Origin of the sequence: Pseudomonas sp. NBRC 111139, from assembly GCF_001753955.1 — a bacterium.
GTDB classification, from domain to species: domain Bacteria; phylum Pseudomonadota; class Gammaproteobacteria; order Pseudomonadales; family Pseudomonadaceae; genus Aquipseudomonas; species Aquipseudomonas alloputida.
On sequence record NZ_BCBP01000082.1, the window covers coordinates 1 to 25,623 of the forward strand.

The following is a 25,623-nucleotide window of genomic DNA, read 5'->3' on the forward strand; positions in this document are numbered from 1 at the left end:
GGCGCTCGATCTCACAGGCGGCAAATGCCTTTCGGCGGACTCACTTGGCAAATGCCTTTCGGCGGACTCACTTGGCAAATCCCTTTCGGCGAACTCACTTGGCCGTCACGGTCTCAGCCGAACCACCCTGCGACAGGCTATACACGTAAGCCGCCAGCAGGTGCACCTTGTCATTCCCTTGGATCTCGGCCTGCGCCGGCATTTGCCCCTGGCGACCATAACGAATGGTCTGCTGCAGCTGGGCAAAGCTCGAGCCATAGATGAACGCCTGCGGGTGGGTCAGGTTCGGTGCGCCCATGGCAGGCGTACCTTTACCTTCCGGCCCGTGGCAGGCCACGCAGTTGGCTGCGAAGATCTTCTGCCCGTTCTCCACATTGGCCTTCGCCCCCTCAGGCAGTGTGCGGCCGTCGAGTTTGCTGACCACGAACGCAGCCACGTCGGCCACGCCCTGGTCACCGATCACTTCGGCCCAGGCCGGCATCACGCCATGGCGACCGCTCATGATGGTGGTCTTGATGGTTTCCGGATCGCCGCCCCAGCGCCAGTCATTGTCGGTGAGGTTGGGGAAGCCGAAGGCGCCCTTGGCGTCGGAACCGTGGCACACCGAGCAGTTGGAGGCGAACAGGCGGCTGCCCATTTTCAGCGCCTGCGGGTCCTTCGCCACTTCTTCTACGGGCATGGCGGCGTATTTGGCGAAGATCGGACCGAACCTGGCATCGGCCTTGTCCATTTCCTTCTGCCATTCGTTGGCGCCAGTCCAGCCATTTTCATAGCCCGGCAGGATGCCTTTCCAGTTGCCCAGGCCCGGGTAGAGGATCAGGTAGCCGACCGAGAACGCCAAGGTGCCCACGAACAGCCAGAACCACCACTTGGGCAGCGGGTTGTCGTACTCCTCGATGCCGTCGAAGCTGTGGCCCATGGTTTCGTCGGTGGTGTTGTTGCTCTGGCCCTTGCGCGTGGCGAGCAGTAGCCAGGTCAGGCCAATCAGGCTACCGATGGTCAGTACGCTGATGTACGTACTCCAGAAGGTGGTCATTGCCCGTTACTCCTTTTTGCAGCAGGCTCCTGCCCGGCAGGGGGCAGGCGGTCGTCGACGAAGGGCAGCAGGCGCGCTTCGGCGAAATCACGGTCGCGGCGGCGGTTGAAGACCCACAGGGTGAGGCCGATAAAGGCAATCATCACCACCAGGGTGCCCACACCGCGGATCATGCCGATGTCCATTTCCATCGCACTCACCTCTTGTTCTTGATCGCGGTGCCGAGCACCTGCAGGTAGGCGACCAGTGCGTCCATCTCGGTCTTGCCTTTGACCGCTTCACGGGCGCCGGCAATGTCGTCGTCGGTGTACGGCACGCCCAGGGTGCGCAGGGTGCGCATCTTGACGTCGGTGTGGCTGTTGTCGACCTGCTGGGCAACCAGCCACGGGTAGGACGGCATCTTCGACTCCGGTACCACGTTGCGCGGGTTGTACAGGTGCGCACGGTGCCAGTCGTCCGAGTAGCGGCCACCGACCCGGGCCAAGTCCGGCCCGGTGCGCTTGGAGCCCCACAGGAACGGGTGGTCCCACACGCTTTCACCGGCCACCGAGTAGTGGCCGTACCGCTCGGTTTCGGCACGGAACGGGCGGATCATCTGCGAGTGGCAGCCCACGCAACCTTCGCGGATGTAGACATCGCGGCCTTCCAGTTGCAGCGCGGTATAGGGCTTCATGCCTTCGACCGGTTTGTTGGTGACGTCCTGGAAGAACAGCGGGACGATCTGGGTCAGGCCGCCGATGCTGACGGCAAATACCATCAGCAGGGCCATCAGGCCGACGTTTTTCTCGATGACTTCATGTTTCATCAGGCGTTTCTCCTCAAGCCAACTGGGCGTTCGCAGGGGCGACGTCAAGCGCTGGCGAACGCACGGTGCGCCAGGTGTTCCAGGCCATCAGGAACATGCCGCTGAGGAAGATCGCGCCGCCGACGAAGCGCACGACGAAGCCTGGGTGGCTGGCCACCAAGGTTTCCACGAACGAGTAGGTGAGCGTGCCGTCGCTGTTGACCGCGCGCCACATCAGGCCCTGGGCGATGCCGTTGACCCACATCGAGGCGATGTACAGTACGGTACCAATGGTGGCCAGCCAGAAGTGCGCATTGATCAGGCCGAGGCTGTACATGCGTTCTTTGCCGAACACTTTGGGAATGGTGTGGTACAGCGCGCCGATCGAGATCATCGCTACCCAGCCGAGGGCGCCGGCGTGGACGTGGCCGATGGTCCAGTCGGTGTAGTGAGACAGGGCGTTGACCGTCTTGATGGCCATCATTGGCCCTTCGAAGGTGGACATGCCGTAGAACGCCAGCGACACCACCAGGAAGCGCAGGATCGGGTCGCTGCGCAGTTTGTGCCAGGCGCCCGACAGGGTCATCATGCCGTTGATCATGCCGCCCCAGCTTGGCGCCAGCAGGATCAGCGACATCACCATGCCCAGCGACTGCGCCCAATCGGGCAGGGCGGTGTAGTGCAGGTGGTGCGGGCCGGCCCAGATGTACAGGGTGATCAGCGCCCAGAAGTGCACGATCGACAAGCGATACGAATACACCGGCCGTTCGGCCTGCTTGGGCACGTAGTAGTACATCATCCCCAGGAAGCCTGCGGTCAGGAAGAAGCCCACCGCGTTATGGCCGTACCACCACTGCACCATGGCATCGGTGGCGCCTGCGTAGACCGAATAGGATTTGGTCAGGCTGACCGGCAGCTCCAGGTTGTTGACGATGTGCAGCAGCGCCACGGTCAGGATGAAGGCGCCGAAGAACCAGTTGCCGACGTAGATGTGTTTGGTGTTGCGCTTCATCAGCGTGCCAAAGAACACGATGGCGTAGCCCACCCAGACGATGGTGATCAGAATGTCGATCGGCCATTCCAGTTCGGCGTATTCCTTGGAGCTGGTGTAGCCCAGCGGCAGGCTGATGGCCGCCAGCAGGATAACCAGTTGCCAGCCCCAGAACGTAAACGCGGCCAGGCCCGGTGCGAACAGGGTGGTCTGGCAGGTGCGTTGCACCGAATAATAGGAGGTGGCGAACAGTGCGCAGCCGCCGAACGCGAAGATCACCGCATTGGTATGCAGGGGGCGCAGGCGGCCGAAACTGGTCCAGGGGAGGTCGAAGTTGAGGGACGGCCAGGCGAGCTGGGCGGCGATGAAGACGCCGAGCCCCATCCCGACGATTCCCCACACCACCGTCATGATGGCGAATTGGCGGACCACCTTGTAGTTATAGGCGGTACTGCTGGTTGTGTTCATGTATGGGTTCCCATCCACGGTTATTTGGCAGGCTTTACAGCGAGGCAAGCATGATTAATGGGCAAAGTGCCGGTATTGACGGGGATCAATGGGCGAAGGTCGCAAATGTCCCAGGCTTGCGCTGCGATCCTCCGCGGGTTGCAGGTCAGGATGACTACAAGGGGTGCCTGATTCTGGCCCATGGCGCGGGTGCGCCGATGGACAGCGGGTTCATGGACGAAATGGCGCAAAGGCTTGCGGCTCTTGGGGTAGCGGTAGTGCGCTTCGAGTTCCCGTACATGGCCGAGCGCAGGGTTACCGGTGGCAAGCGGCCGCCGAACCCGAAGAAGGTGTTGCTTGAATGCTGGCGCGAGGTGTACCGGCAAGTGCGACCTTTGGTCGCGGGCAAGCTGGCCGTGGGTGGCAAGTCCATGGGCGGGCGCATGGCGAGCCTGCTGGCCGACGAATTGGGCGCGGATGCGCTGGTGTGTCTGGGCTATCCGTTCTACGCGGTGGGTAAACCCGAGAAGCCACGGGTAGAGCACCTGGCCGAGTTGAAAACACCGACGTTGATCGTGCAGGGCGAGCGGGATGCGCTGGGTAACCGCGAGGCGGTGGCGGGGTATGCGTTGTCGCCGGCGATCGAGGTGAGCTGGCTAGTGGCGGGGGACCATGACCTGAAGCCGTTGAAGGCTTCGGGGTTCAGCCATGAGCAGCATTTGCAGGCGGCGGCTGAACGTGTTGCTGATTTCCTGAAGGATTAGTGCTGGATTCTTCGCGGGTAAACCCGCACCTACAAGGACCGCACACCATCGAAGGTCGGCTCAGCACCCTGTAGGAGCGGGTTTACCCGCGAAGAGGCCGGAACAGGCCGGCGCTTAGTCGCGGTATTCGCACAGGTAAGCGGTATCCACCTTCACCTGCAGCTGGAACTTGCTGTCAGCCGGCACGTTGAACTTGTCACCGGCGTTGAAGGTTTCCCAGTTGTCGCTACCCGGCAGTTTCACGGTCAGCGCGCCCGATACCACATGCATGATCTCACGCTTGGCAGTGCCGAATTCGTATTCGCCCGGAGCCATGACGCCGACAGTGGCCGGGCCTTCTTCGCCCGAGAATGCGATCGACTTGACGGTGCCGTTGAAGTACTCGTTGACCTGGAACATGGGCGACTCCTGAAAAGAGGTGCTGAAAAAGGGCTGGCCAGTATGCCCAAGGCCACAGGCGTCGTCATCTGCTTTCAGGGGCTGTGGGCGGGCAGGGTCAGCGGTAATAGCCGCGCCGTGTTGCGCGCATCTTCCAGGGCTCTGTGCTGTTGCCCGCAAAAGTGCATGCCGGCCAGTTGCAGGGCGCCGTTCAGGCCGGTGGGGCGCTGCAGGTGGCGGGCCTTGGCAAAGCGTTGCTTGAGATTGATGTGCGGCAATGTGCGCAGCAGGCTGTCGAGGCCGTGCTGCTGCCACTCCTGGTGCAATTGCTGGCGGTCGTAGTCGCCCCAGCTGACCCAGGCCTGAAGCTGCCCGCGGTGGTGCCCCAGCCAGCGCTCGAAGCTTGCCCACACCTCGCGAAACGGCGCGGCGTTGTCCACGTCGGCCTGGCTGATGTGGGTCAGCTCACGGCAGAACGGGGTCAGCTGCGGCCGCCGCCGTGGCTTTACAAAACGCTGGAAATGGTCGACCTCGCGGCCTTCGCGGGTCACCAGGCTTGCGCCGATTTCAATGATTTCCATCTCTGTGACCGGCCACCCACCATCGTCGGTGGTGGCTTCCAGGTCGATCACCAACCAATGGCCCATACCAGGCTCCCATGCAGATCCTGCTAGAGCGTAGCCAATGTACGGGCATACGGCATCCTATGGCATTTTGCCGCCTGCTTTGGCACAAAGAGCAGACGCCAGTAGTTGTGCCGCCCCTGGAAAACGCCTAGCTTAAGCGCATACAGGCATAAACCGTGATGAGTGTCCGTCTTGACTCCAGCGCCCGGCCTCAAGGCCTTGTCCACCCTGATGCTGCTGGCCGTGTTCTGGTTGGCGGCACCGGTATGGGCTGGCGAAGCGGTTGAAGTGAAGATTGGCGCAGCCCATTTCCCGCCTTACACAGTGCGCCCCGAGCAAGGTGCCGATACCGGTTTGCTGCCGCAGTTGGTCGATGCACTCAACCGGGCGCAGCAGCACTATCACTTCGTTCTGGTACCTACGTCTATCCAGCGGCGCTTCGGTGACTTCCAGCAGGGCCGCACCGACATGGCCATTTTCGAGAACCCACAATGGGGCTGGGAGCAGATTGCCCATCAGACCGTGGACATGGGCCTGGAAGATGCCGAAGTGTTCGTCGCCCGCAAGGAAAACGGCAGTGATCCGCGTTACTTCGACGACCTGCGTGGCAAACGCCTGGCCTTGTTCAACGGCTACCACTACGCGTTCGCCAGCTTCAACGCTGACCCGGATTACCTGCGCAAGACATACAACGCGACCCTGACCTATTCCCACGACAGCAACCTGCTGATGGTGCAGGCCGGCCGCGCCGATATCGCCCTGGTCACGCGTTCCTACCTCAGCGATTTCCTGGCACGCAACCCGGCGAGCAGGGCGCAGCTGGTGCCTTCGCAACGCATTGACCAGGTCTATCACCACTACGCCTTGCTGCGCCCGGGGGCGCCTATCGGCGAGCAGACGTTCGCTGCGCTGCTGCGTGGCCTGCGTGACAGCGGTGAACTGGCGCGGATTTTCGAGCCCTACCGCATCACAGTCAGCACGCGCAGGCCTTGATTCCCGCCCGACGGCCTCGCCAATGTTCTCGAAGAATGACTCAGACCTGCCGGTTGGCGGTCTTGCGGCAATGCACCAGTGCATCGCGGATCATGAAGTTGACCAAAGTCGGCGACACCCCCAGTTCCTTGGCAATGTCCTTTTGCGGTACCCCATGCAGGCGGTACATCTCGAACGCATAGCGGGTACGTTGCGGCAGCTCGTTCAGCGCTTCGGCAATGTCGTCCAGCGCGGCAAGGTTGATATGGGTGGCTTCGGGCGAGGCGTTCTGGATAACCACATTCAGGCCTTCCTCCTCGCTGCCGGAGTACTTCAGCTCCATCGTCTGCTTGCGGTAGTGGTCGATCGCAAGGTTGCGCACGATCTGGAACAGGTAGCTTAGCTGCGCCTTGAACGACGAAGTGATCTGCGGGGCAGCGCCGAGCCGGAAGAAGGCGTCTTGCACCACATCCTCGGCGCGGGAGCGGCAGCCAGTGATGCGGGCAGCAATCTTGACCAGGATGCTGCGGTTGTCGACGAAGGCCTGCAGTAATGGTGAATCGCACTTACTTGTGGATAGTTGTTCCGCCATGGAAATCACCTTGTCACAGAGGGGAAAGGAGGCACCCAAGGGTGGGTCGCTTCCTACGACGTGCGACAAGCTATTCAGAATGATAATGATTGTCAAATGCGAAACTAAATTATTATTGGGTGTTTCTGTTCTAAGGGAGGCATACCTCAAGGTATGCCCCCAACCTTGACGCAGCGCAAAACCCTCACCCCCGCTAATTTCTGCCCCCGTCCATCCGTTCCCCTGTGTACATCCCCGGTCGCCGCTCGCTGCCCGCCCATGTTCGCGGCGTAGCCGGCACGCCCTAACAGACACTGGCAGGAACACCCCATGACGGACGCCTTCGAACTCCCGCTCTCGCTGGTCCAGGCCCTGGCGCAACGCGCCGCGCAGACCCCGGACAGGATTGCCCTGCGCTTTCTCGCCGACACCCCCGGCGAGCAGGCCGTGCTCAGCTACCGGGACCTCGACCAGCGTGCACGCACCATCGCCGCTGCCTTGCAGGCGCGCGCCAGCTTCGGTGACCGTGCCGTGTTGCTGTTCCCTAGCGGGCCAGACTACGTGGCGGCGTTTTTTGGCTGCCTGTATGCGGGCGTGATCGCAGTGCCGGCTTACCCGCCGGAGTCCGCGCGGCAGCATCACCAGGCGCGTTTGCTGTCGATCATCGCCGATGCCGAGCCGCGCCTGCTGCTGACCATGGCGGCACTGCACGACAACCTGAACGGCCTGGAGGCACTGGCGGCAGATAACGCGCCCGAGCTGCTTGCCGTGGATGGCCTGGACCCGTTGCTGGCCTCGAGCTGGCACGCGCCCGAGCTCCAACGCGATGACATCGCCTTCCTGCAGTACACCTCCGGCTCCACCGCGCTGCCCAAGGGGGTGCAGGTCAGCCATGGCAACCTGGTGGCCAACGAGCAACTGATCCGCCAAGGCTTTGGCATCGACCTCAACCCCGACGATGTGATCGTCAGCTGGCTACCGCTGTACCATGACATGGGCCTGATCGGCGGCCTGCTGCAGCCAATCTTCAGTGGCGTGCCTTGCGTGCTGATGTCGCCGGGGTACTTCCTGGCCCGGCCGTTGCGCTGGTTGCAGGCCATCAGCGAATACGGTGGCACCATCAGCGGTGGCCCCGACTTCGCTTATCGCCTGTGCAGCGAGCGGGTCAGCGAGGCTTCGCTGGCCGGGCTCGACCTGAGCCGCTGGCGCGTCGCCTATTCCGGCTCCGAGCCGATCCGCCAGGACAGCCTGGCCACCTTTGCCGACAAGTTCCAGGCCTGCGGCTTCGACCCACAGAGCTTCTTTGCCAGTTATGGCCTGGCCGAAGCCACCCTGTTCGTCAGCGGCAGCCGTCGTGGCCAGGGCATCGCTGCACTGGAGCTGGACGCCGAAGCCTTCGCTGGCAACCGCGCCGAGCCAGGCAAAGGCAGCGTGCTGATGAGCTGTGGCTACCCGCAGCCCGGGCATGCGGTACACATTGTCGAGCCGCAGCACTTGCAGGTGCTGGGCGACAACCAGATCGGCGAAATCTGGGCCGGTGGTCCGAGCATCGCGCTGGGTTACTGGCGCAACCCTGAAGCCAGCGCCCGTACGTTCGTCGAAATGGACGGCCAGACCTGGCTGCGTACCGGCGACCTGGGTTTCATGCGTGAGGGCGAGGTGTTCGTTACCGGGCGCCTGAAAGACATGCTGATCGTGCGCGGACAGAACCTGTACCCGCAGGACTTGGAAAAAGCCCTCGAGCGTGAAGTCCAGGTGCTGCGCAAAGGCCGTGTGGCAGTGTTCGCCGTCGAGCACCAAGGCGAGGAGGGCATCGGTGTCGCGGTGGAGATCAGCCGCAACGTGCAAAAGGCACTCAAGCCCCAGGACCTGATCAAGACCCTGCGCCAGGTCGTCGCCGACGCCTGCCGACAGGCCCCGGCCGTGGTCCTGCTGCTGAACCCCGGCGCGCTGCCGAAGACCTCCAGCGGCAAGTTGCAGCGCTCTGCCTGCCGGCTGCGCATGGACGATGGCAGCCTGGACTGCTATGCCCGTTTCCCTGAGGTGAGCGCAGCCGGTACCCGTGCAACCGCTGGCGACGAGCTGCAAGCACGCATCGCCGCTGTGTGGCGCGACATCCTCAAGGTAGAGGCGGTGGCCGCGGACGACCACTTCCTGCTGCTGGGCGGTAACTCCATCGCCGCCACCCAGGCCACAGCGCGCCTGGCCGATGAGCTGGGTATCGACCTGAGCCTGCGTACCCTGTTCGAGGCGCCGGTACTGGCCGACTACAGCAAGGCCGTGGCACAGATCATCGCCGATGGCGCCGCTGGCACCGCAGCCATCACCACGCTGGCGCGCGCCCAGGCATTGCCCCAGTCGCTGGCGCAAAAACGCTTGTGGCTGCTGTGGCAGCTGGAACCGCAATCAGCGGCCTACAACATTCCCGCCGGCTTGCACCTGCGTGGCGAGCTGGATGTCAACGCTCTGCACGTGGCCTTCCAGGCACTGGTGGCGCGCCATGAATCGCTGCGTACCGTGTTCAGCGAAGAGAATGGCCAGGCGCTGCAGCGTATCCTGCCTCAACAGCCGTTCAGCCTGCACCGCCTGGACCTTGAAGGGCACTCGCCCGAGCAGGTTGCCGCGCAGCGTGAAACCGAGGCCCGCCAGCCGTTCGACCTCACCCAGGGCCCGCTGCTGCGGGTAACCCTGGTGCGCCTGGGCGACGAAGAGCATCAGCTGTGGGTGACCCTGCACCACATCGTTGCTGACGGCTGGTCGCTGAACATCCTGCTCGAAGAATTCGCCAAGCTGTATGCCGCTCGCTGCCAAGGCCTGGAGGCCAACCTGGCGCCGCTGCCCCTGGGTTACGCCGACTACGGCAGCTGGCAGCGGCAATGGCTGGCTGACGGTGAAGCCGAGCGCCAGTTGCAGTACTGGAAGGCACACCTTGGTGGTGAGCTGCCGGCGCTCGACCTGTGCACTGACCACCCGCGCGCCAGCCAGCGCGAACACAGCGCCGCGCGCTTCAGCCTCAAGGTGCCAGCCAAGCTTGGCGAAGCGCTCAAGGGCCTTGCCCACCAGCAGCAGGCCAGCCTGTTCATGGTCCTGCTGGCCGGTTGGCAGGCGCTGCTGCAGCGCTACAGCGGCCAGGCCGATATCCGCGTCGGCGTGCCCAACGCCAACCGCCCGCGCCTGGAAACCCAAGGCATGGTCGGTTTCTTCATCAATACGCAGGTGCTGCGCGCGCGATTCGATGGCCGTCACTCGTTTACCCAGTTGCTGACCCAGGTACGTCAGGCCACCTTGCAAGCCCAGGCTAATCAGGACCTGCCCTTCGAACAGCTTGTCGAAGCCCTGCCCGATGCGCGCGAGCAGGGCCTGTTCCAGGTCATGTTCAACCACCAGCAACGCGACCTGTCAGCCCTGCGGCGCCTGCCAGGGCTGTTGGCCGAAGAGCTGGCGTGGCACAGCCGCGAAGCCAAGTTCGACTTGCAGTTGCACAGTGAGGAGGACCATCTGGGCCGCCTGAGCCTGGCCTTCGACTATGCCGCGGAGCTGTTCGAAGCCAGCACCGTCGAACGTCTGGCCCATCACCTGCTGGCGTTGCTGGAACAGGTGTGTGCCGCGCCGCAGCAGGCGCTGGGCGACGTGCAACTGCTGGATGAGCCCGGCCGTGCGCAGCTGCTGGGTTGGGGCCAGGCACCGGCCGCCGCAGCGCAGCACCTGTTGGTCGAACAACTCAATGAGCAGGCACGCCTGACGCCGCAACGCACCGCTCTGGTTTGGGACGGGGGCAGCCTGGATTACGCCGGGCTGCACCAGCAAGCCAACCGCCTGGCCCACTACTTGCGCGACAAAGGCGTCGGCCCCGATACCTGTGTGGCCATTGCCATCGAGCGCTCACCGCAATTGCTGGTCGGCCTGCTAGCCATTCTCAAGGCTGGCGGTGCCTACGTGCCGCTGGATGTCGATTACCCTGCCGAACGCCTGGCCTACATGCTGGCCGACTGCGACGCCCGTTTGCTATTGAGCCACAGCAGCCTGCTGGGCAAGCTGCCGCAGGTCGACGGTGTCAGCGCCATTGCCCTCGACCAGTTGCACCTGGACAGCTGGCCCAGCCATGCCCCCGGCCTGCACCTGCACGGCGACAACCTGGCCTACGTTATCTATACCTCCGGCTCCACCGGGCAGCCCAAGGGCGTAGGCAATACCCATGCGGCGCTGGCCGAGCGCCTGCAGTGGATGCAGACGACCTATGCGCTAAATGACAGCGACGTGCTGATGCAGAAGGCGCCGATCAGTTTCGACGTCTCGGTGTGGGAATGCTTCTGGCCGTTGGTCACCGGCTGCAAGCTGGTGCTCGCCGGCCCCGGTGAACACCGCGACCCACAGCGTATCGCTGCCCTGGTGCAGGCTTATGGGGTGACTACGCTGCACTTTGTACCGCCGCTGTTGCAGGTGTTCGTCCAGGAGCCGCAGGCAGGTGCCTGCAGTAGCTTGCGCCGGGTGTTCTCGGGTGGTGAAGCGTTGTCCGCCGCGCTGCGTGACCGCTTGCTGCAGGTGCTGCCGCAGGTGCAGCTGCACAACCGGTACGGCCCGACCGAAACCGCCATCAACGTCACCCACTGGCACTGCCAGGTGGCGGACGGCGAGCGCTCGCCCATCGGCCGCCCGCTGGGCAATGTGCTGTGCCGCGTGCTGGACGATGAGCTGGAACTGAGCGCCCCCGGTGTGCCGGGCGAGCTGTACCTCGGTGGCGCGGGCCTGGCCCGTGGTTACCTGGGCCGCCCCGGCCTCACTGCCGAGCGCTTCGTACCCCAGGCCGACGGCAACGGTCAGCGTCTGTACCGCAGTGGCGATCGCGCCCGCTGGCAGGTTCAGCTGGAGGCACTGGAATACCTTGGCCGCCTCGACCAGCAGGTAAAGGTGCGTGGTTTCCGCGTCGAGCCCGAGGAAGTGCAGGCCTGCCTGCTGGCACAGGCGGGTGTGGAACAGGCGCTGGTGCTGATACACAAGGACGTCGTTGGCGCGCAACTGGTCGGCTATTACAGTGGCAGCGCCCAGCCTGCCGAGGTGCTGGCCGTACTGGCTGAGCAATTGCCAGCCTACATGGTGCCGGCGCAACTCATCCCTTTGGCACAGATGCTACTGGGCCCCAGCGGCAAGGTCGACCGCAAGGCACTGCCTGCTCCAGTGTGGCAGCAGCGTGAGCATGTCGAGCCACGAACCGAGCTGCAACAACAGGTCGCGGCCATCTGGCGCGACGTGTTGAATCTGCCGCGCATTGGCCTGCAGGACGACTTCTTCGCCCTCGGTGGCCACTCGCTGCTGGCTACCCAGATCGTTTCGCGCACCCGCCAGGCCTGCGATGTCGAGCTGCCGCTCAAGGCCCTGTTCGAAGCCAGCGAGCTGGGCGCCTTCTGTGCCGAAATCGCCCGCCTGCGCGCGGCCGGCGAGCGCAATCTGCAGGGTGCAATCACCCGTGTCGACCGCCGTCAGGCGGTGCCGCTGTCGTACTCGCAGCAGCGAATGTGGTTCCTCTGGCAGATGGAGCCGGACAGCCCGGCGTACAACGTCGGCGGCATGGCACGCCTGCGTGGCACCCTGCACGTGGACGCCTTCGAGCGTGCGCTGCAGGCGCTGATCGTGCGCCACGAAACCTTGCGCACCACGTTCCCCAGCATCGACGGGGTGCCGTACCAGTGCGTGGCCGAAGACAGCGGCCTGCATCTGGACTGGCAAGACTTCAGCGCTTTGTCAGACGATGCCTGCCAGCAACGTTTGCAACAACTGGCCGACGACCAGGCGCACCAGCCCTTCGACCTGGAGCGGGGGCCGCTGCTGCGCGCCTGCCTGGTCAAGGCCAACGAGCGCGAGCACTTCTTCGTGCTGACGCTGCACCACATCGTCACCGAAGGCTGGGCCATGGACATCTTCGCCCGCGAGCTGGGCGAGCTGTACGAAGCCTTTGTCGATGACCGCGAGTCGCCACTGGCGCCGCTGCCGGTGCAGTACCTGGACTACAGCGTGTGGCAACGGCAATGGCTGGAAAGCGGCGAGGGTGCTCGTCAACTGGCCTACTGGAAGCACCGCCTGGGCGACGAGCACCCGGTGCTGGCGTTGCCTGCCGACCGCCCGCGTCCGGCAGTCCAGAGCCACCGTGGCGAGCTGTACCGCTTCGAACTCGATCCGGCACTGGTGGCCCGCGTGCATGCTTTCAATTGCCAGCGCGGCCTGACCCTGTTCATGACCATGACCGCCACCCTGGCCGCCTTGCTGCACCGTTACAGTGGCCAGTGCGACCTGCGTATCGGCGCGCCGGTGGCCAACCGCATCCGCCCGGAAAGCGAAGGCCTGATCGGCGCTTTCCTCAACACCCAGGTGCTGCGCTGCGAGCTGGACGGCCAGATGACCGCCAGCGCGCTGCTGGAGCAGATTCGCCAGGCTGCCATCGAAGGCCAGTCGCACCAGGACCTGCCGTTCGACCAACTGGTAGAGGCCCTGCAGCCCCCACGCAGCAGTGCCTACAACCCGCTGTTCCAGGTGATGTGCAACGTGCAGCGCTGGGCCTTCCAGCAAAGCCGCACGCTGGCCGGCATGCAGGTGGACTACCTGGTCAACGATGCCAGCGCCACCAAGTTCGACCTGTACCTGGAGGTGACCGACCTGGACGGCCGGCTGGGCTGCTGCCTGACCTACAGCCGCGACCTGTTCGACGCGCCGCGTATCGCGCGCATGGCCGAGCACTGGCAACAACTGCTGGTCGGTTTGCTCGACAACCCGCAACACCGCCTGTGCGAACTGCCAATGCTGAGCAGTGCCGAGCAACAAGTGCTTACAGGCCAATTGCAGGGCGAACACGATTTCGACCTTGGCCAGACCCTCCACGGTCTGTTCGCCGCCCAGGCCGCGCGCACGCCACAGGCTGGCGCGTTGACCTTCGCCGGCCAGCACTTGACCTACGCCGAGCTCGACCAGCAGGCCAACCGCCTGGCGCGTGCCCTGCGCGAACGGGGTGTCGGCCCGCAGGTGCGGGTGGGCCTGGCGCTGGAGCGCTCGCTGGAAATGGTCGTCGGCCTGCTGGCCATCCTCAAGGCCGGCGGCGCCTATGTACCGCTCGACCCCGAGTACCCGCTCGACCGCCTGCGCTACATGATCGAAGACAGCCGCATCGGCTTGCTGCTCAGCCAGCGTGCGCTACTGCACACCCTGGGCGAGTTGCCTGAAGGCGTGGCCAGCTGGAGCCTGGAAGATGATGCCGCCAGCCTGGCGGCGTACAGCGATGCGCCGCTGGACAACCTCAGCCTGCCGCAGCACCAGGCTTACCTGATCTACACCTCAGGCTCTACCGGCAAACCCAAGGGCGTGGTGGTCAGCCATGGCGAGTTCGCCATGCACTGCCAGGCGGTGATCGCTGCATTCGGCATGCGCAGCGATGACTGCGAGCTGCACTTCTATTCCATCAACTTCGACGCTGCCAGCGAGCGCCTGTGGGTGCCGCTGTTGTGTGGTGCGCGCGTGGTATTGCGCGCCCAGGGGCAGTGGGGCGCCGAGGACATCTGCCAGTTGGTGCGCGAGCAGCAGGTGAGCATTCTGGGCTTTACCCCCAGCTACGGCAGCCAGCTGGCGCAGTACCTGGGCGGGCGGGGCGAACAATTGCCGGTACGCCTGGTGATTACCGGGGGCGAGGCGCTGACCGGCGAGCACCTGCAGCGTATTCGCCAGGCCTTTGCGCCGCAGCAGTGCTTCAATGCCTACGGCCCGACCGAAACCGTGGTCATGCCGCTGGCGTGCCTGGCCCCAGAGGCCTTGCCAGCAGACCTTGGCAGCGTACCGATCGGCCGCGTCATCGGTAGCCGTACGGCCTACATCCTCGACGAGGATCTGGCCTTGTTGCCGCAAGGCGGTATTGGCGAACTGTACGTCGGCGGTGCCGGCCTGGCCCAGGGTTACCACGACCGGCCAGGCCTCACTGCCGAGCGCTTTGTCGCCGACCCGTTCAGTGCCGAAGGCGGGCGCCTGTACCGTACCGGCGACCTGGTACGCCTGGGTACCGATGGCCTGGTGGAGTATGTCGGCCGTGCTGATCAGCAGGTGAAGATCCGCGGCTTCCGCATCGAACTGGGCGAAATCGAGAGCCGCCTGCAAGCGCACGAGGATGTCGACGAGGCCGTCGTGCTGGCGCTGGACTTGCCGGGCGGCAAGCAACTGGTGGGCTATCTGGTGTGCAGGCAGGCCACCGCCGTTAACGACGTGCAACAACTGCTGCGCGAAGCGGTGAAAGCCGATGCCCGCCAGCACCTGCCCGACTACATGGTGCCTGCGCACCTGGTGCTGCTCGATAGCCTGCCGCTGATGGGCAACGGCAAGCTCGACCGCCGTGCGCTGCCGCTGCCGGACCTTGAGCAGGCGCGGCAGCAATACCAGGCTCCTGGCAATGAGGTGGAAGCACAGTTGGCGCAGATCTGGCGCGATGTGCTCAACGTTGCCCGGGTCGGCGTGCAGGACAACTTCTTCGAGCTGGGGGGCGACTCGATCCTGTCGATTCAGGTGGTCAGCCGCGCCCGGCAGGCCGGCTTGCAATTCACCCCACGCGACCTGTTCCAGCATCAGACCATCCAGACCCTGGCAACTGTGGTTCAGCTCAGCGAAGCCGCGAGCACCGTCGAGCAAGGCCTGCGCCAGGGCCAGGCCGGGCTGATGCCGATCCAGCACTGGTTCTTCGACAGTGACGTGCCACAGCCGCAACACTGGAACCAGGCCGTGCTGCTGGAGGTGCGCCAACCCTTGGTTGAGGCCACCCTTGGACAGGCATTGGCTGCGCTGGTGCAGCACCATGACAGCCTGCGCCTGCGCTTCAGCGGCGCCCAGGGCCGCTGGCAGGCTCAGTACGTGCAGCCTGGCGCCGAGCAACTGCTGTGGAGCGCCACTGTCGCCGATTTCAATGATTGTCAGGCACTCTACAATGACGTGCAGCGCAGCCTGGACCTGCAACAGGGGCCGCTGCTGCGCGCCTTGCTGGTGCGTGACGGGCAGGGCTCTCAGCGGTTGCTGCTGGCGATTCATCACCTGGTGGTTGATGGCGTGTCCTGGCGGGTGCTGCTGGAAGACCTGCAGGCGCTGTACCGTGGCCAGCCTCTGCCGGCCAAGACCCACGCCGTCGGCGACTGGGCCGCGCGCCTGGCCAGCTACGCCGGCAGCGATTCGCTGCGTGACGAACTGGCCTGGTGGCAAGGCCAGCTGGGCGGTGTGCGTCGCGAATTGCCGTGCGACCATCCGCAGGGCGGCAATTTGCATCGCCACGCTCAAACCCTGGCCATCGGCCTGGACGTGGAGCAAACCCGGCAGCTGTTGCAACTGGCCCCGGCGGCTTACCACACCCAGGTCAACGACCTGCTGTTGACTGCACTGGCGCGGGCCTTGTGCCGCTGGAGCGGCGATGAAGAAGTGCTGGTGCAGCTCGAAGGCCATGGCCGTGACGGGTTGTTCGAAGACATGGACCTGACCCGCAGCGTCGGCTGGTTCACCAATGCCTACCCACTGAGCCTGCGTCCGCTGCCAGGTGAAGACGACGCGGCGCGGGCCGGCTCGATCAAGCGCATCAAGGAACAACTGCGCCATGTACCGCACAAGGGCCTGGGCTACGGCGTACTGCGCTACCTGGCGGATGCCGCCGGGCGCGAGCAGATGGCGGCTTTGCCGCAGGCGCGCATCACCTTCAACTACCTGGGCCAGTTCGACCAGCAGTTCGACAGTGCGGCCTTGTTCCAGCCCCTGGAAGCCCCGGCCGGGTTAGCACATGACCTCGATGCGCCGTTGCCCAACTGGTTGAGCGTCGATGGCCAGGTGTATGGCGGTGCTCTGCAACTGCGCTGGACCTTCAGCGCCGAGCGCTACGACCAGCAGACCATCGCGGGTCTGGCTGAGGCCTATCGTCAGGAGCTGCTGGCGCTGGTCGCGCATTGCCTGGCCGATGGCAATGGCAGCTTCACCCCATCGGACTTCCCGCTGGCGCACCTGACTCAGGAGCAGATCGACGCATTGCCGGTCCCGGCCGCGCAGATCGAGGACGTTTACCCGCTGACGCCGATGCAGGAAGGCATGCTGCTGCACACCCTGCTGGAGCCGGGCACTGGCCTGTACTACATGCAGGACCGCTACCGCATCAACAGCGCCCTCGACCCCGAGCGTTTCGCCCAGGCCTGGCAGGCCGTGGTGGCGCGCCACGAAGCGTTGCGCGCCTCGTTCAGCTGGAACAGCGGCGAGGCGATGCTGCAGATCATCCACAAGCCGGGCAACCTGGCGGTGGACTACCAGGACTGGCGCGGCCTGGCCGACGATGCCCAGGAGCAGCGCCTGCAGGCCCTGCACAAGCAGGAGCGCGAGGCCGGCTTTGCCTTGCTCAGCGAGGCACCGTTCCACCTGCGCCTGGTGCGCGTGGCCGATGAACGCTACTGGTTCATGATGAGCAACCACCACATCCTTATCGATGCCTGGTGCCGCTCGCTGTTGATGAACGATTTCTTCGAGGTCTACCAGGCCCTTGGCGAAGGCCGTCAGGCCCAACTGCCGGTGCCACCGCGTTACCGCGATTACATCGGTTGGCTGCAACGCCAGGGCCTGGACGAAGCACGTGCCTGGTGGCAGGCCAACCTGGCCGGCTTCGAACGTGCCACAGCCATCCCGAGCGACCGCCCGCTGCGCCATGACCACGCCGGTAGCGGCATGGTCGTCGGCGATTGTTATACCCGCCTTGAGGTGAATGATGGCGTGCGTCTGCGCGAACTGGCCCAGGCCCATCAGCTCACCGTCAATACTTTCGCCCAGGCGGCCTGGGCCCTGGTGCTGTCGCGCTACAGCGGCGACCGCGACGTGGCCTTTGGCGTAACCGTGGCCGGGCGCCCGGTGAGCATGCCGCAGATGCAGCGCACCGTCGGCCTGTTCATCAACAGCGTGGCCCTGCGCGTGCAGTTGCCCGCGGCGGGTGAGCGCTGCAGTGTGCGCCAGTGGCTGCAAGGCCTGCTGCAAAGCAACATGGAGCTGCGCGAGTACGAATACCTGCCGCTGGTGGCGATCCAGGCGTGCAGCGAGCTGCCCAAGGGCCAGCCGCTGTTCGACAGCCTGTTCGTGTTCGAGAATGCGCCGGTTGAAACCGCCGTGCTCGATCACGCCCAGCACCTGAACGCCAGCTCCGACTCGGGCCGTACCCACACCAACTTCCCGCTGACGGCGGTGTGTTACCCGGGTGATGACCTGGGCCTGCACCTGTCGTTTGACCAGCGTTACTTCGATTACCCGACCGTCGAGCGCCTGCTGGCCGAGTTCAAGCGCCTGCTGCTGGCGCTGGTACAAGGTTTTGAAGGGGAGGTGAGCGAGCTAGCGCTGCTGAGCGCCCAGGAGCAAGGCTTCCTGCTGGAGGACTGCAACCGGACCGAGCGGGTTTATCCGCTGGAACAGAGCTACATCGCGCAGTTCGAAGCGCAGGTCGTGGCGCATCCACAGCGTACCGTGGCCCGCTGCCTGGAGGCATCCTATGATTACGCCGGGCTGAACCTGGCGGCCAACCGCCTGGGCCATGCGCTGGTGGCTGCCGGCGTCTGCGTGGACCAGCCAGTGGCACTGCTTGCCGAGCGTGGGTTGCCGCTGCTGGGCATGATTGTCGGCAGCTTCAAGGCCGGCGCCGGCTACCTGCCGCTGGACCCGGGCCTGCCGGCGGCGCGCCTGCAAAGCATCATCCAGCTCAGCCGCACGCCAGTGTTGGTGTGCAGCGCGGCCTGCGCCGAGCAGGGGCGGCAGTTGCTCGGTGAGCTGGAGGCTGCGCTGCGGCCGCAACTGCTGGTCTGGGAAGACGTCCAGGCCAACCCGATCGCAAGCCACAATCCCGGTATCCACAGTGGCCCGGACAACCTCGCCTATGTGATCTACACCTCAGGCTCGACCGGGCTGCCGAAAGGGGTGATGGTCGAGCAGCGCGGCATGCTCAACAACCAGCTCAGCAAGGTGCCGTACCTGGCGCTGAGCGAGCAGGACGTGATTGCCCAGACCGCCTCGCAAAGCTTCGACATCTCGGTCTGGCAGTTCCTGGCTGCGCCGCTGTTCGGCGCTCAGGTAGAGATCGTGCCTAACGCCATCGCCCACGACCCGCATGGCCTGCTGGCGCACGTGCAGGCCACCGGCATTACCGTGCTGGAGAGCGTGCCGTCCCTGATTCAGGGCATGCTGGCCAGCGACCACCAGGCCCTCGACGGCCTGCGCTGGATGCTGCCGACCGGCGAGGCCATGCCACCGGAGCTGGCGGCGCAGTGGCTGCAGCGCTACCCGCAAATCGGCCTGGTCAATGCCTATGGCCCGGCGGAGTGCTCGGATGACGTGGCGTTCTTCCGCGTCGATGCCGCCTCGACCCAAGGCAGCTACCTGCCCATCGGTACGCCAACCGACAACAACCGCCTGTACCTGTTCGGCGAGGACCAGGCGCTGGTGCCGCTGGGGGCGGTGGGCGAACTGTGCGTGGCGGGTACGGGTGTAGGCCGTGGCTACGTCGGTGACCCGGTGCGCACGGCACTGGCGTTCATTCCTCACCCTTACGGGGCACCGGGAGAGCGCCTGTACCGTTCCGGTGACCTGGCGCGGCAACGCCCGGACGGCGTGCTGGAATATGTCGGGCGCATCGACCACCAGGTGAAGATTCGCGGCTATCGCATCGAACTGGGCGAAATCGAGGCCCGGCTGCATGAGCAGGCGGAAATTCGCGATGCCGCTGTGGCGGTGCAGGAGGGCGTGAACGGCAAGCATCTGGTTGGCTACCTGGTGGCGCACCAGGGCGTCAGTGCCGATGCCGCGTTGCTGGAGCAGGTCAAGCAACGACTGCGTGCCGAGTTGCCGGAGTACATGGTGCCGTTGCATTGGGGCTGGTTCGACAGCTTGCCGCACAACGCCAACGGCAAGCTCGACCGCAAGGCCCTGCCAGCCATCGACATCGGCGGCCAATACAGTCAGGCCTATCAGGCGCCACGCAACGAATTGGAGGACCTGTTGGCGGGCATCTGGGCCGATGTGCTCAAAGCCGAGCGGGTGGGGGTGCACGACAACTTCTTCGAGCTGGGCGGGCATTCGCTGCTGGCCACGCAGATCGCTTCGCGGGTGCAGAAGCAGCTACAGCTGAACGTGCCGCTGCGGGCGATGTTCGAGTGCAGCACGGTGGAGGCGTTGGCCGAGTATGTACAGGGGCTGCAGGTCAGTGCGCTGGATGATGACAAGGTCGACCGGCTCAGTGACCTGATGGCGGAACTGGAGGGGCTGTGATGGGCAGGGGCGCTTGGCGCCCCCTCTCAATGGCCACGGTACCTAGACCGAAGCATTGATAAAGGCTTCATCCAGCGATTTGGCATGGTGGCGTTCCATGAACTGTCCACCACTGTCAAACGCTTCCAGTCGCTTGTTTGCGAGCATATAAAAGCGCTGGCAGTTTTTCGTGATTTCCTCTGTGTAATGAGAAGCTATCAGCACGCTCGCACCTTCCGCGCACGCGCTTTTTATACCGAGCCATATATAGTGTCGAAATTCAGGGTCTACGCCAGCCGTTGGCTCGTCAAGAATGATCAAGTCACTGTTTAAAAGCAACAAGGTCAGCGTGAAGTAGCTGCGAATTTCACCGTAGCTGCAATTGGCGGCTTTTTTCTTGGCAATTTCTGCATATCGCTTGGACAGTGACGGGGACCATTTGGCTAGTTTCGAGAGAATCTCTGTGTGATCTGGGGAAACGTTGGGGGTCAGGCTGGTGATAAGCTTGCCCGCTTCGTTCATGCGGAGCAATGGGGGCGGTGTAAGGATTTGCGTCAAATAGGCCTGACGCCTGGATAAATTGGAAATAGCACCCTTTGTCGGCTTCTTTATTTTACAGATGAGGTCGAAAAGGGTTGTCTTTCCGGCCCCGTTGTTGCCCAGAATACCGACCAGTTCCCCCGCTTTTATAGTGAGTTCAATGTCCTTCAGCAGCGGGTTTCCGCTGTATCCGAAGTGAAGGTTGTTTATAGTTAAAATGTCCATCAGTATCGGCTCCATATGGGTTGGATTCTGAAATACCTTCCGGTCAGATATGTCGAGGCTGCAGAGGCCGAAAGTGCAGTCAGGAAACTGTTGAGAAGGGGCATTTCGCCATGGAAGATCTGCGCGCTTAGAAAGAGCGGGTTGATCAGCGTTAGCGTATGCGAAGCATCGTGCCCCAGCGTGGCACCGGTGTATCCGGAGACCAGCATGAGAAATGACATGAGTGAGAAAAGTGTGCTGGCTGTGCTGAATTTTATCGGCAGCGCAGCGATCCCCAGGCCGATACAGGTGAACATGAGGTAGCTGGTGTAGAAGCATGCCATCAGATAGAGGTATTCAGGAAGTGAGTAGTGACCTCGTAAGGGTTTGGTCAAGAGGTAGAATAGTGTGGCGTAAAGCGAGCTCAATAAAAAATAACTGAGTGTGTGGGCGGTCAGGAATAGCTTGATTGCGCTATGTTGGTAGATGAAGGACCGCGTGAAGCCACTTTCCCTCCTGCCGATGAGGTAGAAGCTGAATCCAAAGAACGCGAGGGTGGCAGAGATGTATGAGTAGAACCAGGCGGCTGAAGCGGTATAGGTCGAGGCTGCATGCGTTGGCTGGGTGATGATGAAGAGTATGCAAGGGGCCAGCGCTGACCAAAGAAGCGATGTGGGCTCCCTCAAGTGCTCAGTGGTCAAGATTTTTGTGATTGTCGTGATTTTTTTTGCGCTGCGGATACAGTGGTTTGGGTTCATGAGTAGACCATTTTGGTGTCATGGTTGCGTGTTGTTTGATTTCGCAGTGAGTGTCGAAGCCAATGCCATGAGGCTAATGCCATATTGATTTTTCATGAGTGTCTCCTGGTTTTTGGTGTGGTCTGAAATGTACGGGTATGGAGGTTTAGGCGTTCGGTTGTTTCAAGTCAAGCTTTCGGTGGGGATGGCGTGGCTGGGCGTGATATTGGAGTGTTCGGTTTAAAGCTATTTTTGTGGGAAAATTCTTCAGAAGGGTCTTACTTAAACCTGATAATGTTTTTTGGGACTTATTTTTTCTTCTAATTGTGTAAGAAGTTTCTGTTTTTGATGCTCGAACGCTCTGTTGTGAGCGCCCGAGTGTTCTTTGTTGTGCGTGTGTGTGGGATTTGAGTAAGGGAAGCAAGCAGACGATGTTTAACGACAGGGGGTGCCGAATAATTGTTGCTAGATTTGTTGAGTGGCAGATTGAAATCTGCGCGGGGTAGATTTGCCGGGCCGGGAGATTTACTGCTTGCGAAAGAACGGCCTGCGTCCAATCACCAATGTGTCTCCACCCCCGATCAGCGTAGGAGCGGGTTTACCCGCGAATACAGTGGCGGCGGCAACGGTGAACGGCTGGTGGAAATTGGCCAGCAGGTCCGGCCCTTTCGCGGGTAAACCCGCTCCTACGCCCGACCGCGCAGGCCTTGCGATCACATGCCTGGCGCAAAATCCAGCCGTTAGCGCGCGCCCCGTAGGAGCGGGTTCACTCGCGAACACCGGCGTAGCCGGTGCCATGCCCCGCGTCACCTGCTTCGTGGCGCTCGATCTGTGCCCCACCACATGCACTAGCGCTTGCCCAGAATCTTCCCCAGCATCTCCGGCCGTGGTGCCCCTTGCTGGCTTTGCAGGTTGCCTTGCTCATCCTGATAGAAAATGGCTGGGGTCGCCTGCAATCCCATCTCTTCCATCAACGCCATGTTCGCCGCCAGTTTCTGTTGCACAGCCTCTGGCACCTGTTCCAGCGCCTTCAGGGTGCTGGCCTTGCCGGCCTTCTCATGCTGTTGCAGTGCCTTGGACGGGTCTTTCGCCGCCAGCAGTGCCGCTGACTTGCCCGGGCTGTCCTCGCGGATGATGCCGACCATGATATGGCGCAACTGCACCTTGCCCGACTCCACCCAGGGCCGCGCCTGTTCCCAGAACATGTTGCAGTACGGGCAGTTCGGGTCGCTGAACAGGTACACCTTGCGCGGCGCGTCGGCCTTGCCGTCGGCGATCCACGCGGTCTTTTCCATTTTCGCCCAGATTTCCTTGCTCATCGGCGCGTAGACCAGCTTTTGCAGCGGCTCGGCGCTCAGGTCCTTGCCCTGTTCGTCGAACAGGCTGCCGACCAGCACGTGCTTGCCGTCGGGGGTCAGGTACAGGGCCAGGGCGTTGTTCTGGTACTCGGCGGCATAACCACGCAGGCCGTTGGGCGCATCGAAGCTGCCCTTGATCACGGCGCCCTTGGCTTGCAGTTGCTGAACCGCCTTGGGCAGTTCTTCGGCCTGCAGGGCAGGGGCGGCCAGCAGGGCCAGGGACAGGGGCAGCAGTGCAGTCAATCGCATGTCAGTTTCCTTGTGCGGCAGGGGCGGGCGCAAGGGCCCGGTCGAAAGGTTCCAGGGCGTGGCGCAGGCTGGCCCGGGACAGCTCGCCCAGGTGGCTGCCAACCAGCCGCCCGTTGGCGTCGTAGAACAGGGTGGTGGGCAAGGCCATGGAGCCGACGCGCTGGGCCAGCAGGCCGGTGCCGTCGAACAGCACGTGGGTCAGGCTCAGGCCGGTGGTGGCGAGGAAGGTGCTGACGTTTTCCGGGGTTTCGCCCTGGTTGACGAACAGGAAGGTCACGTGCGGGTAATCGCTTTGTGCCTGTTGCAGCACTGGCATCTCACGCCGACACGGCGGGCACCAGGTGGCCCAGATGTTGATGACCAGCGGCTTGCCGCGGTAGCTGTGCAATGCCACGGCCTGGCCGCCGGCGTTGCGCAGGCTCAGTTCGGGCAGTTCGGTGCCTTTGCTGTACAGGTGGCCGCCGAGGCTGGCCAGGCCCCAGAACAGTGCGCCGCTGAACAGCGCCCAGCCTAGCGGGCGGCGCAGGCCGGGGTGGCGCCAGCCCTGCCACAGGGCTCCGAGCACGATGCCGGCAAGGCCCGACCAGAACAGGAAGCCGCCATCGCGAATGTCGATGATTTGCAGCGGGTCGTCCCGGTACATCGGCCAGTAGGCCAGCACGAAGCCGGCGCGGGCACACAGCAGGCCGATCAGGAACAGGTTGAACAGCGCCGATTCCGGGCTCTCGCCGCCACGTCGGGCGACCCACCAGCCGACCACGCTGGCGATCACCAGGGCGGTGAGCATCAGCAGGTGGTTGAGGGCCATGGTCAGTGGCCCGAGTGTTACGGTCAGCATCAGCCTTGACTCCTGGTCTGGACCCAGTGTTGCTGGAACGCGGCTGCGTCCACCTCACCGGTGATGCGTCGCGCGCGGCGTTCTTCGCCTTCCGGGCCGATCCAGATAATGCTGGGCGGGCCGGGTACCTGATAGCGCTGCAGCAGGGCCTTGCTGGCAGGGCTGTCGGCGGTCACGTCCAGGCGCAGCAGGTGTACACCGGCCAGTCCGGCTTGCACGTCGCTGCGGGCGAACACCTGCTTTTCCATGACCTTGCACGACACACACCAGTCGGCATAGTAGTCGAGCATCACCCACTGGCCGCGGGCTTTGGCCGCATCCAGCTCACGTTGCAGGTCTTCGGGGCGGCTGACGGTGACGAAGCGGTCTTCGGCGTGTTGGCTTGGGGCTGTCGCGGCGACGCCACCGGCGAACGGGCTTAGTGGCTGCCAGAGGTCGTCGCCGCCTGCTGCCGCACCGACCAGCAACAGGCCGCCCCACAGCGCGCCGAGCAACGGTACTGCACGCAACGCCGGCAGCCGTTGCAGGGCCGGCCAGGCAGCCCAGGCCAGGGCGATCAGCCAGGCGCCGCTCAGTGCCAGCAGCAAGGTCGCAGGCAGCAGGCTGCGCACGGTGTACAGCGCCATGGCCAGGAACACGAAACCGAACACACCCTTGACCCGGTTCATCCACGCACCCGGGCGCGGCAGATAACGGTTGCCCAGGGTTACCAGCAACAGCAGCGGCACGCCCATGCCCAGGCCGAGGCTGAACAGCACCAGCGCGCCTTGCAGCACGTCGCCGCTCTGCGCGATGTACAGCAGCGCACCGGCCAACGGCGCAGTCATGCACGGGCCGAGTAACAGGCCGGACAACGCCCCGAGCAATGCCGCGCCATACAGGTTGCCGCCACGGGTACCTTGCCCGGCGCGGTCCAGGCGGTCGCGCAGGGCGGCAGGCAGTTGCAGTTCGAAGGCGCCGAACATCGGCAGTGCCAGCAGCACGAACAGCCCCGCCAGGCTGCCCAGCAGCCAGGGTTGCTGCAGCCAGGCTTGCAGGCTGGCACCCAGCAGGGCAGCAACCACCCCCAGCCCGGCGTACACCAGGGCCATGCTCAGCACATAGACCCCGGCCAGCAGCCAGCCGCGCCGGGCACTGGCGCCATTGCCCAGCACCAGCCCGGCCAGGATCGGCAGCATCGGCAACGAGCAGGGGGTAAACGCCAGCAGCAGGCCAAGGCCGAAGAACGCCAGCAGGCTCCAGGCCAGGTGGCCTTGTTGCAGGCCGCTGGCCAGGGCCTGGTCGCTGGCTTGCTCGGCGGCCGGCGTTACGCTGCCACCCAAGTCGATCGAGGTGGTTTGCGGCGGGTAGCACAGGCCGGCGTCGGCGCAGCCCTGCCAGCCCAGGCGCAACTGACCCTGGGCGTTGGCAGGCAATAGCAGTTCAAGCTCGTCGCGGTATACCGCGCTGTCGCCGAAGAACTCGTCGTGATGGTTGAGTGCCGGTGGCAGTTGCGGGTGTTGCTCGGTGGGCAGGCCATCGAACTTCAGGCGCTTCTGGTACAGGTAGTAGCCCGGCTTGATCTGGAAGTACAGGCGCATCTGGCCGTCGGCCTGGCGGTCGTGGGTGAGCACGAAGGCTTGGTCAACCGGCAGGAAGTCTGGTTTCACATCGAACGGGTTGGCTTGCAACGGGCCGGCCAGTAGGAGTGTGAGGAAGAGCAGGAGAACGCGCATGTCTTCGCCTTGGCAGATCTGGGAATGGGGCCATGCTGGCTGGGGTTGATTAAATGAAGGTTAACGCGGGTGTTGGGGTTGGGGTGGTCAGGAGTAGTAAGAGTTTGGTTCTGGATTTGCAGGGTCTTCGTTGTTGGATTTTCGAGGGGG

Annotated in this window: 15 protein-coding genes; 3 read left to right on the forward strand and 12 right to left on the reverse strand. The window is 63.8% G+C overall.

The annotated features are described in order from the left end of the window. Positions 1-94: 94 nt before the first annotated feature. From ccoP to ccoN, 4 genes are read right to left on the reverse strand one after another with little or no spacing between them, the layout of a single operon-like run. The gene (gene ccoP, locus BJQ17_RS26185; protein WP_003254283.1) at positions 95-1,036 is read right to left on the reverse strand and encodes a cytochrome-c oxidase, cbb3-type subunit III; all 942 of its coding nucleotides are present in this window, start codon (positions 1,034-1,036) and stop codon (positions 95-97) included. Continuing rightward, positions 1,033-1,227 (reverse strand): cbb3-type cytochrome c oxidase subunit 3, encoded by a 195-nt coding sequence (locus BJQ17_RS26190; protein WP_003254282.1) that lies wholly within the window; start codon positions 1,225-1,227, stop codon positions 1,033-1,035. The genes ccoP and BJQ17_RS26190 overlap by 4 nt, the downstream gene beginning before the upstream one ends. A 5-nt stretch (positions 1,228-1,232) precedes the next feature. Further along, positions 1,233-1,841 carry a cytochrome-c oxidase, cbb3-type subunit II gene (ccoO, locus tag BJQ17_RS26195; protein WP_003254281.1) on the reverse strand — a complete coding sequence of 203 codons (609 nt, stop codon included), beginning with the start codon at positions 1,839-1,841 and terminating at the stop codon, positions 1,233-1,235. Positions 1,842-1,854: 13 nt separating this feature from the next. Beyond that, a complete protein-coding gene (gene ccoN / locus BJQ17_RS26200; RefSeq protein WP_003254280.1) occupies positions 1,855-3,279 on the reverse strand; it encodes a cytochrome-c oxidase, cbb3-type subunit I in 1,425 nt (474 codons plus the stop codon). A gap of 50 nt (positions 3,280-3,329) precedes the next feature. On the opposite strand from ccoN, the gene BJQ17_RS26205 reads away from it, so the two are divergent. Next, positions 3,330-4,022: an alpha/beta family hydrolase gene (locus tag BJQ17_RS26205; protein ID WP_060539006.1), complete on the forward strand. Its 693-nt coding sequence runs from the start codon at positions 3,330-3,332 to the stop codon at positions 4,020-4,022. A gap of 114 nt (positions 4,023-4,136) precedes the next feature. On the opposite strand, the gene BJQ17_RS26210 is transcribed toward BJQ17_RS26205, so the two are convergent. After that, positions 4,137-4,421, reverse strand: coding sequence for a pyrimidine/purine nucleoside phosphorylase (locus tag BJQ17_RS26210; RefSeq protein WP_003254278.1), 285 nt, complete (start codon positions 4,419-4,421; stop codon positions 4,137-4,139). Positions 4,422-4,495: 74 nt separating this feature from the next. Continuing rightward, positions 4,496-5,047, reverse strand: coding sequence for an exonuclease domain-containing protein (locus tag BJQ17_RS26215; protein WP_003254277.1), 552 nt, complete (start codon positions 5,045-5,047; stop codon positions 4,496-4,498). Between the two features lie 171 nt (positions 5,048-5,218). Between BJQ17_RS26215 and BJQ17_RS26220 the strand changes: the two genes are divergently transcribed. Further along, positions 5,219-6,019 carry an ABC transporter substrate-binding protein gene (locus BJQ17_RS26220; RefSeq protein ID WP_003254276.1) on the forward strand — a complete coding sequence of 267 codons (801 nt, stop codon included), beginning with the start codon at positions 5,219-5,221 and terminating at the stop codon, positions 6,017-6,019. A 40-nt stretch (positions 6,020-6,059) separates the two neighbouring features. Here BJQ17_RS26220 and BJQ17_RS26225 read toward each other — a convergent pair whose 3' ends face one another. Continuing rightward, positions 6,060-6,590 (reverse strand): RNA polymerase factor sigma-70, encoded by a 531-nt coding sequence (locus tag BJQ17_RS26225; RefSeq protein ID WP_003254275.1) that lies wholly within the window; start codon positions 6,588-6,590, stop codon positions 6,060-6,062. Between the two features lie 309 nt (positions 6,591-6,899). Here BJQ17_RS26225 and BJQ17_RS26230 point away from each other — a divergent pair, with 309 nt between their 5' ends. Then, a complete protein-coding gene (locus tag BJQ17_RS26230; protein WP_070096839.1) occupies positions 6,900-19,853 on the forward strand; it encodes a non-ribosomal peptide synthetase in 12,954 nt (4,317 codons plus the stop codon). Between the two features lie 42 nt (positions 19,854-19,895). Here BJQ17_RS26230 and BJQ17_RS26235 read toward each other — a convergent pair whose 3' ends face one another. The 5 genes from BJQ17_RS26235 to dsbD form a co-directional block, all read right to left on the reverse strand. Beyond that, a complete protein-coding gene (locus BJQ17_RS26235; RefSeq protein ID WP_070096840.1) occupies positions 19,896-20,597 on the reverse strand; it encodes an ATP-binding cassette domain-containing protein in 702 nt (233 codons plus the stop codon). Continuing rightward, complete coding sequence (locus BJQ17_RS26240; RefSeq protein WP_060539009.1) at positions 20,597-21,334, reverse strand: hypothetical protein; 738 nt, start codon at positions 21,332-21,334, stop codon at positions 20,597-20,599. Before BJQ17_RS26240 ends, BJQ17_RS26235 begins: the two co-directional genes overlap by 1 nt. A gap of 827 nt (positions 21,335-22,161) precedes the next feature. After that, positions 22,162-22,920, reverse strand: a complete 759-nt coding sequence (gene dsbG / locus BJQ17_RS26245) for a thiol:disulfide interchange protein DsbG (RefSeq protein WP_003254270.1) — start codon at positions 22,918-22,920, stop codon at positions 22,162-22,164. A 1-nt stretch (position 22,921) separates the two neighbouring features. Beyond that, positions 22,922-23,758 carry a TlpA disulfide reductase family protein gene (locus BJQ17_RS26250; protein WP_004576409.1) on the reverse strand — a complete coding sequence of 279 codons (837 nt, stop codon included), beginning with the start codon at positions 23,756-23,758 and terminating at the stop codon, positions 22,922-22,924. Next, entirely contained in the window at positions 23,758-25,473 is a 1,716-nt protein-coding gene (dsbD, locus tag BJQ17_RS26255; protein WP_003254268.1) for a protein-disulfide reductase DsbD, read from the reverse strand. The genes BJQ17_RS26250 and dsbD overlap by 1 nt, the downstream gene beginning before the upstream one ends. Positions 25,474-25,623 lie beyond the last annotated feature (150 nt).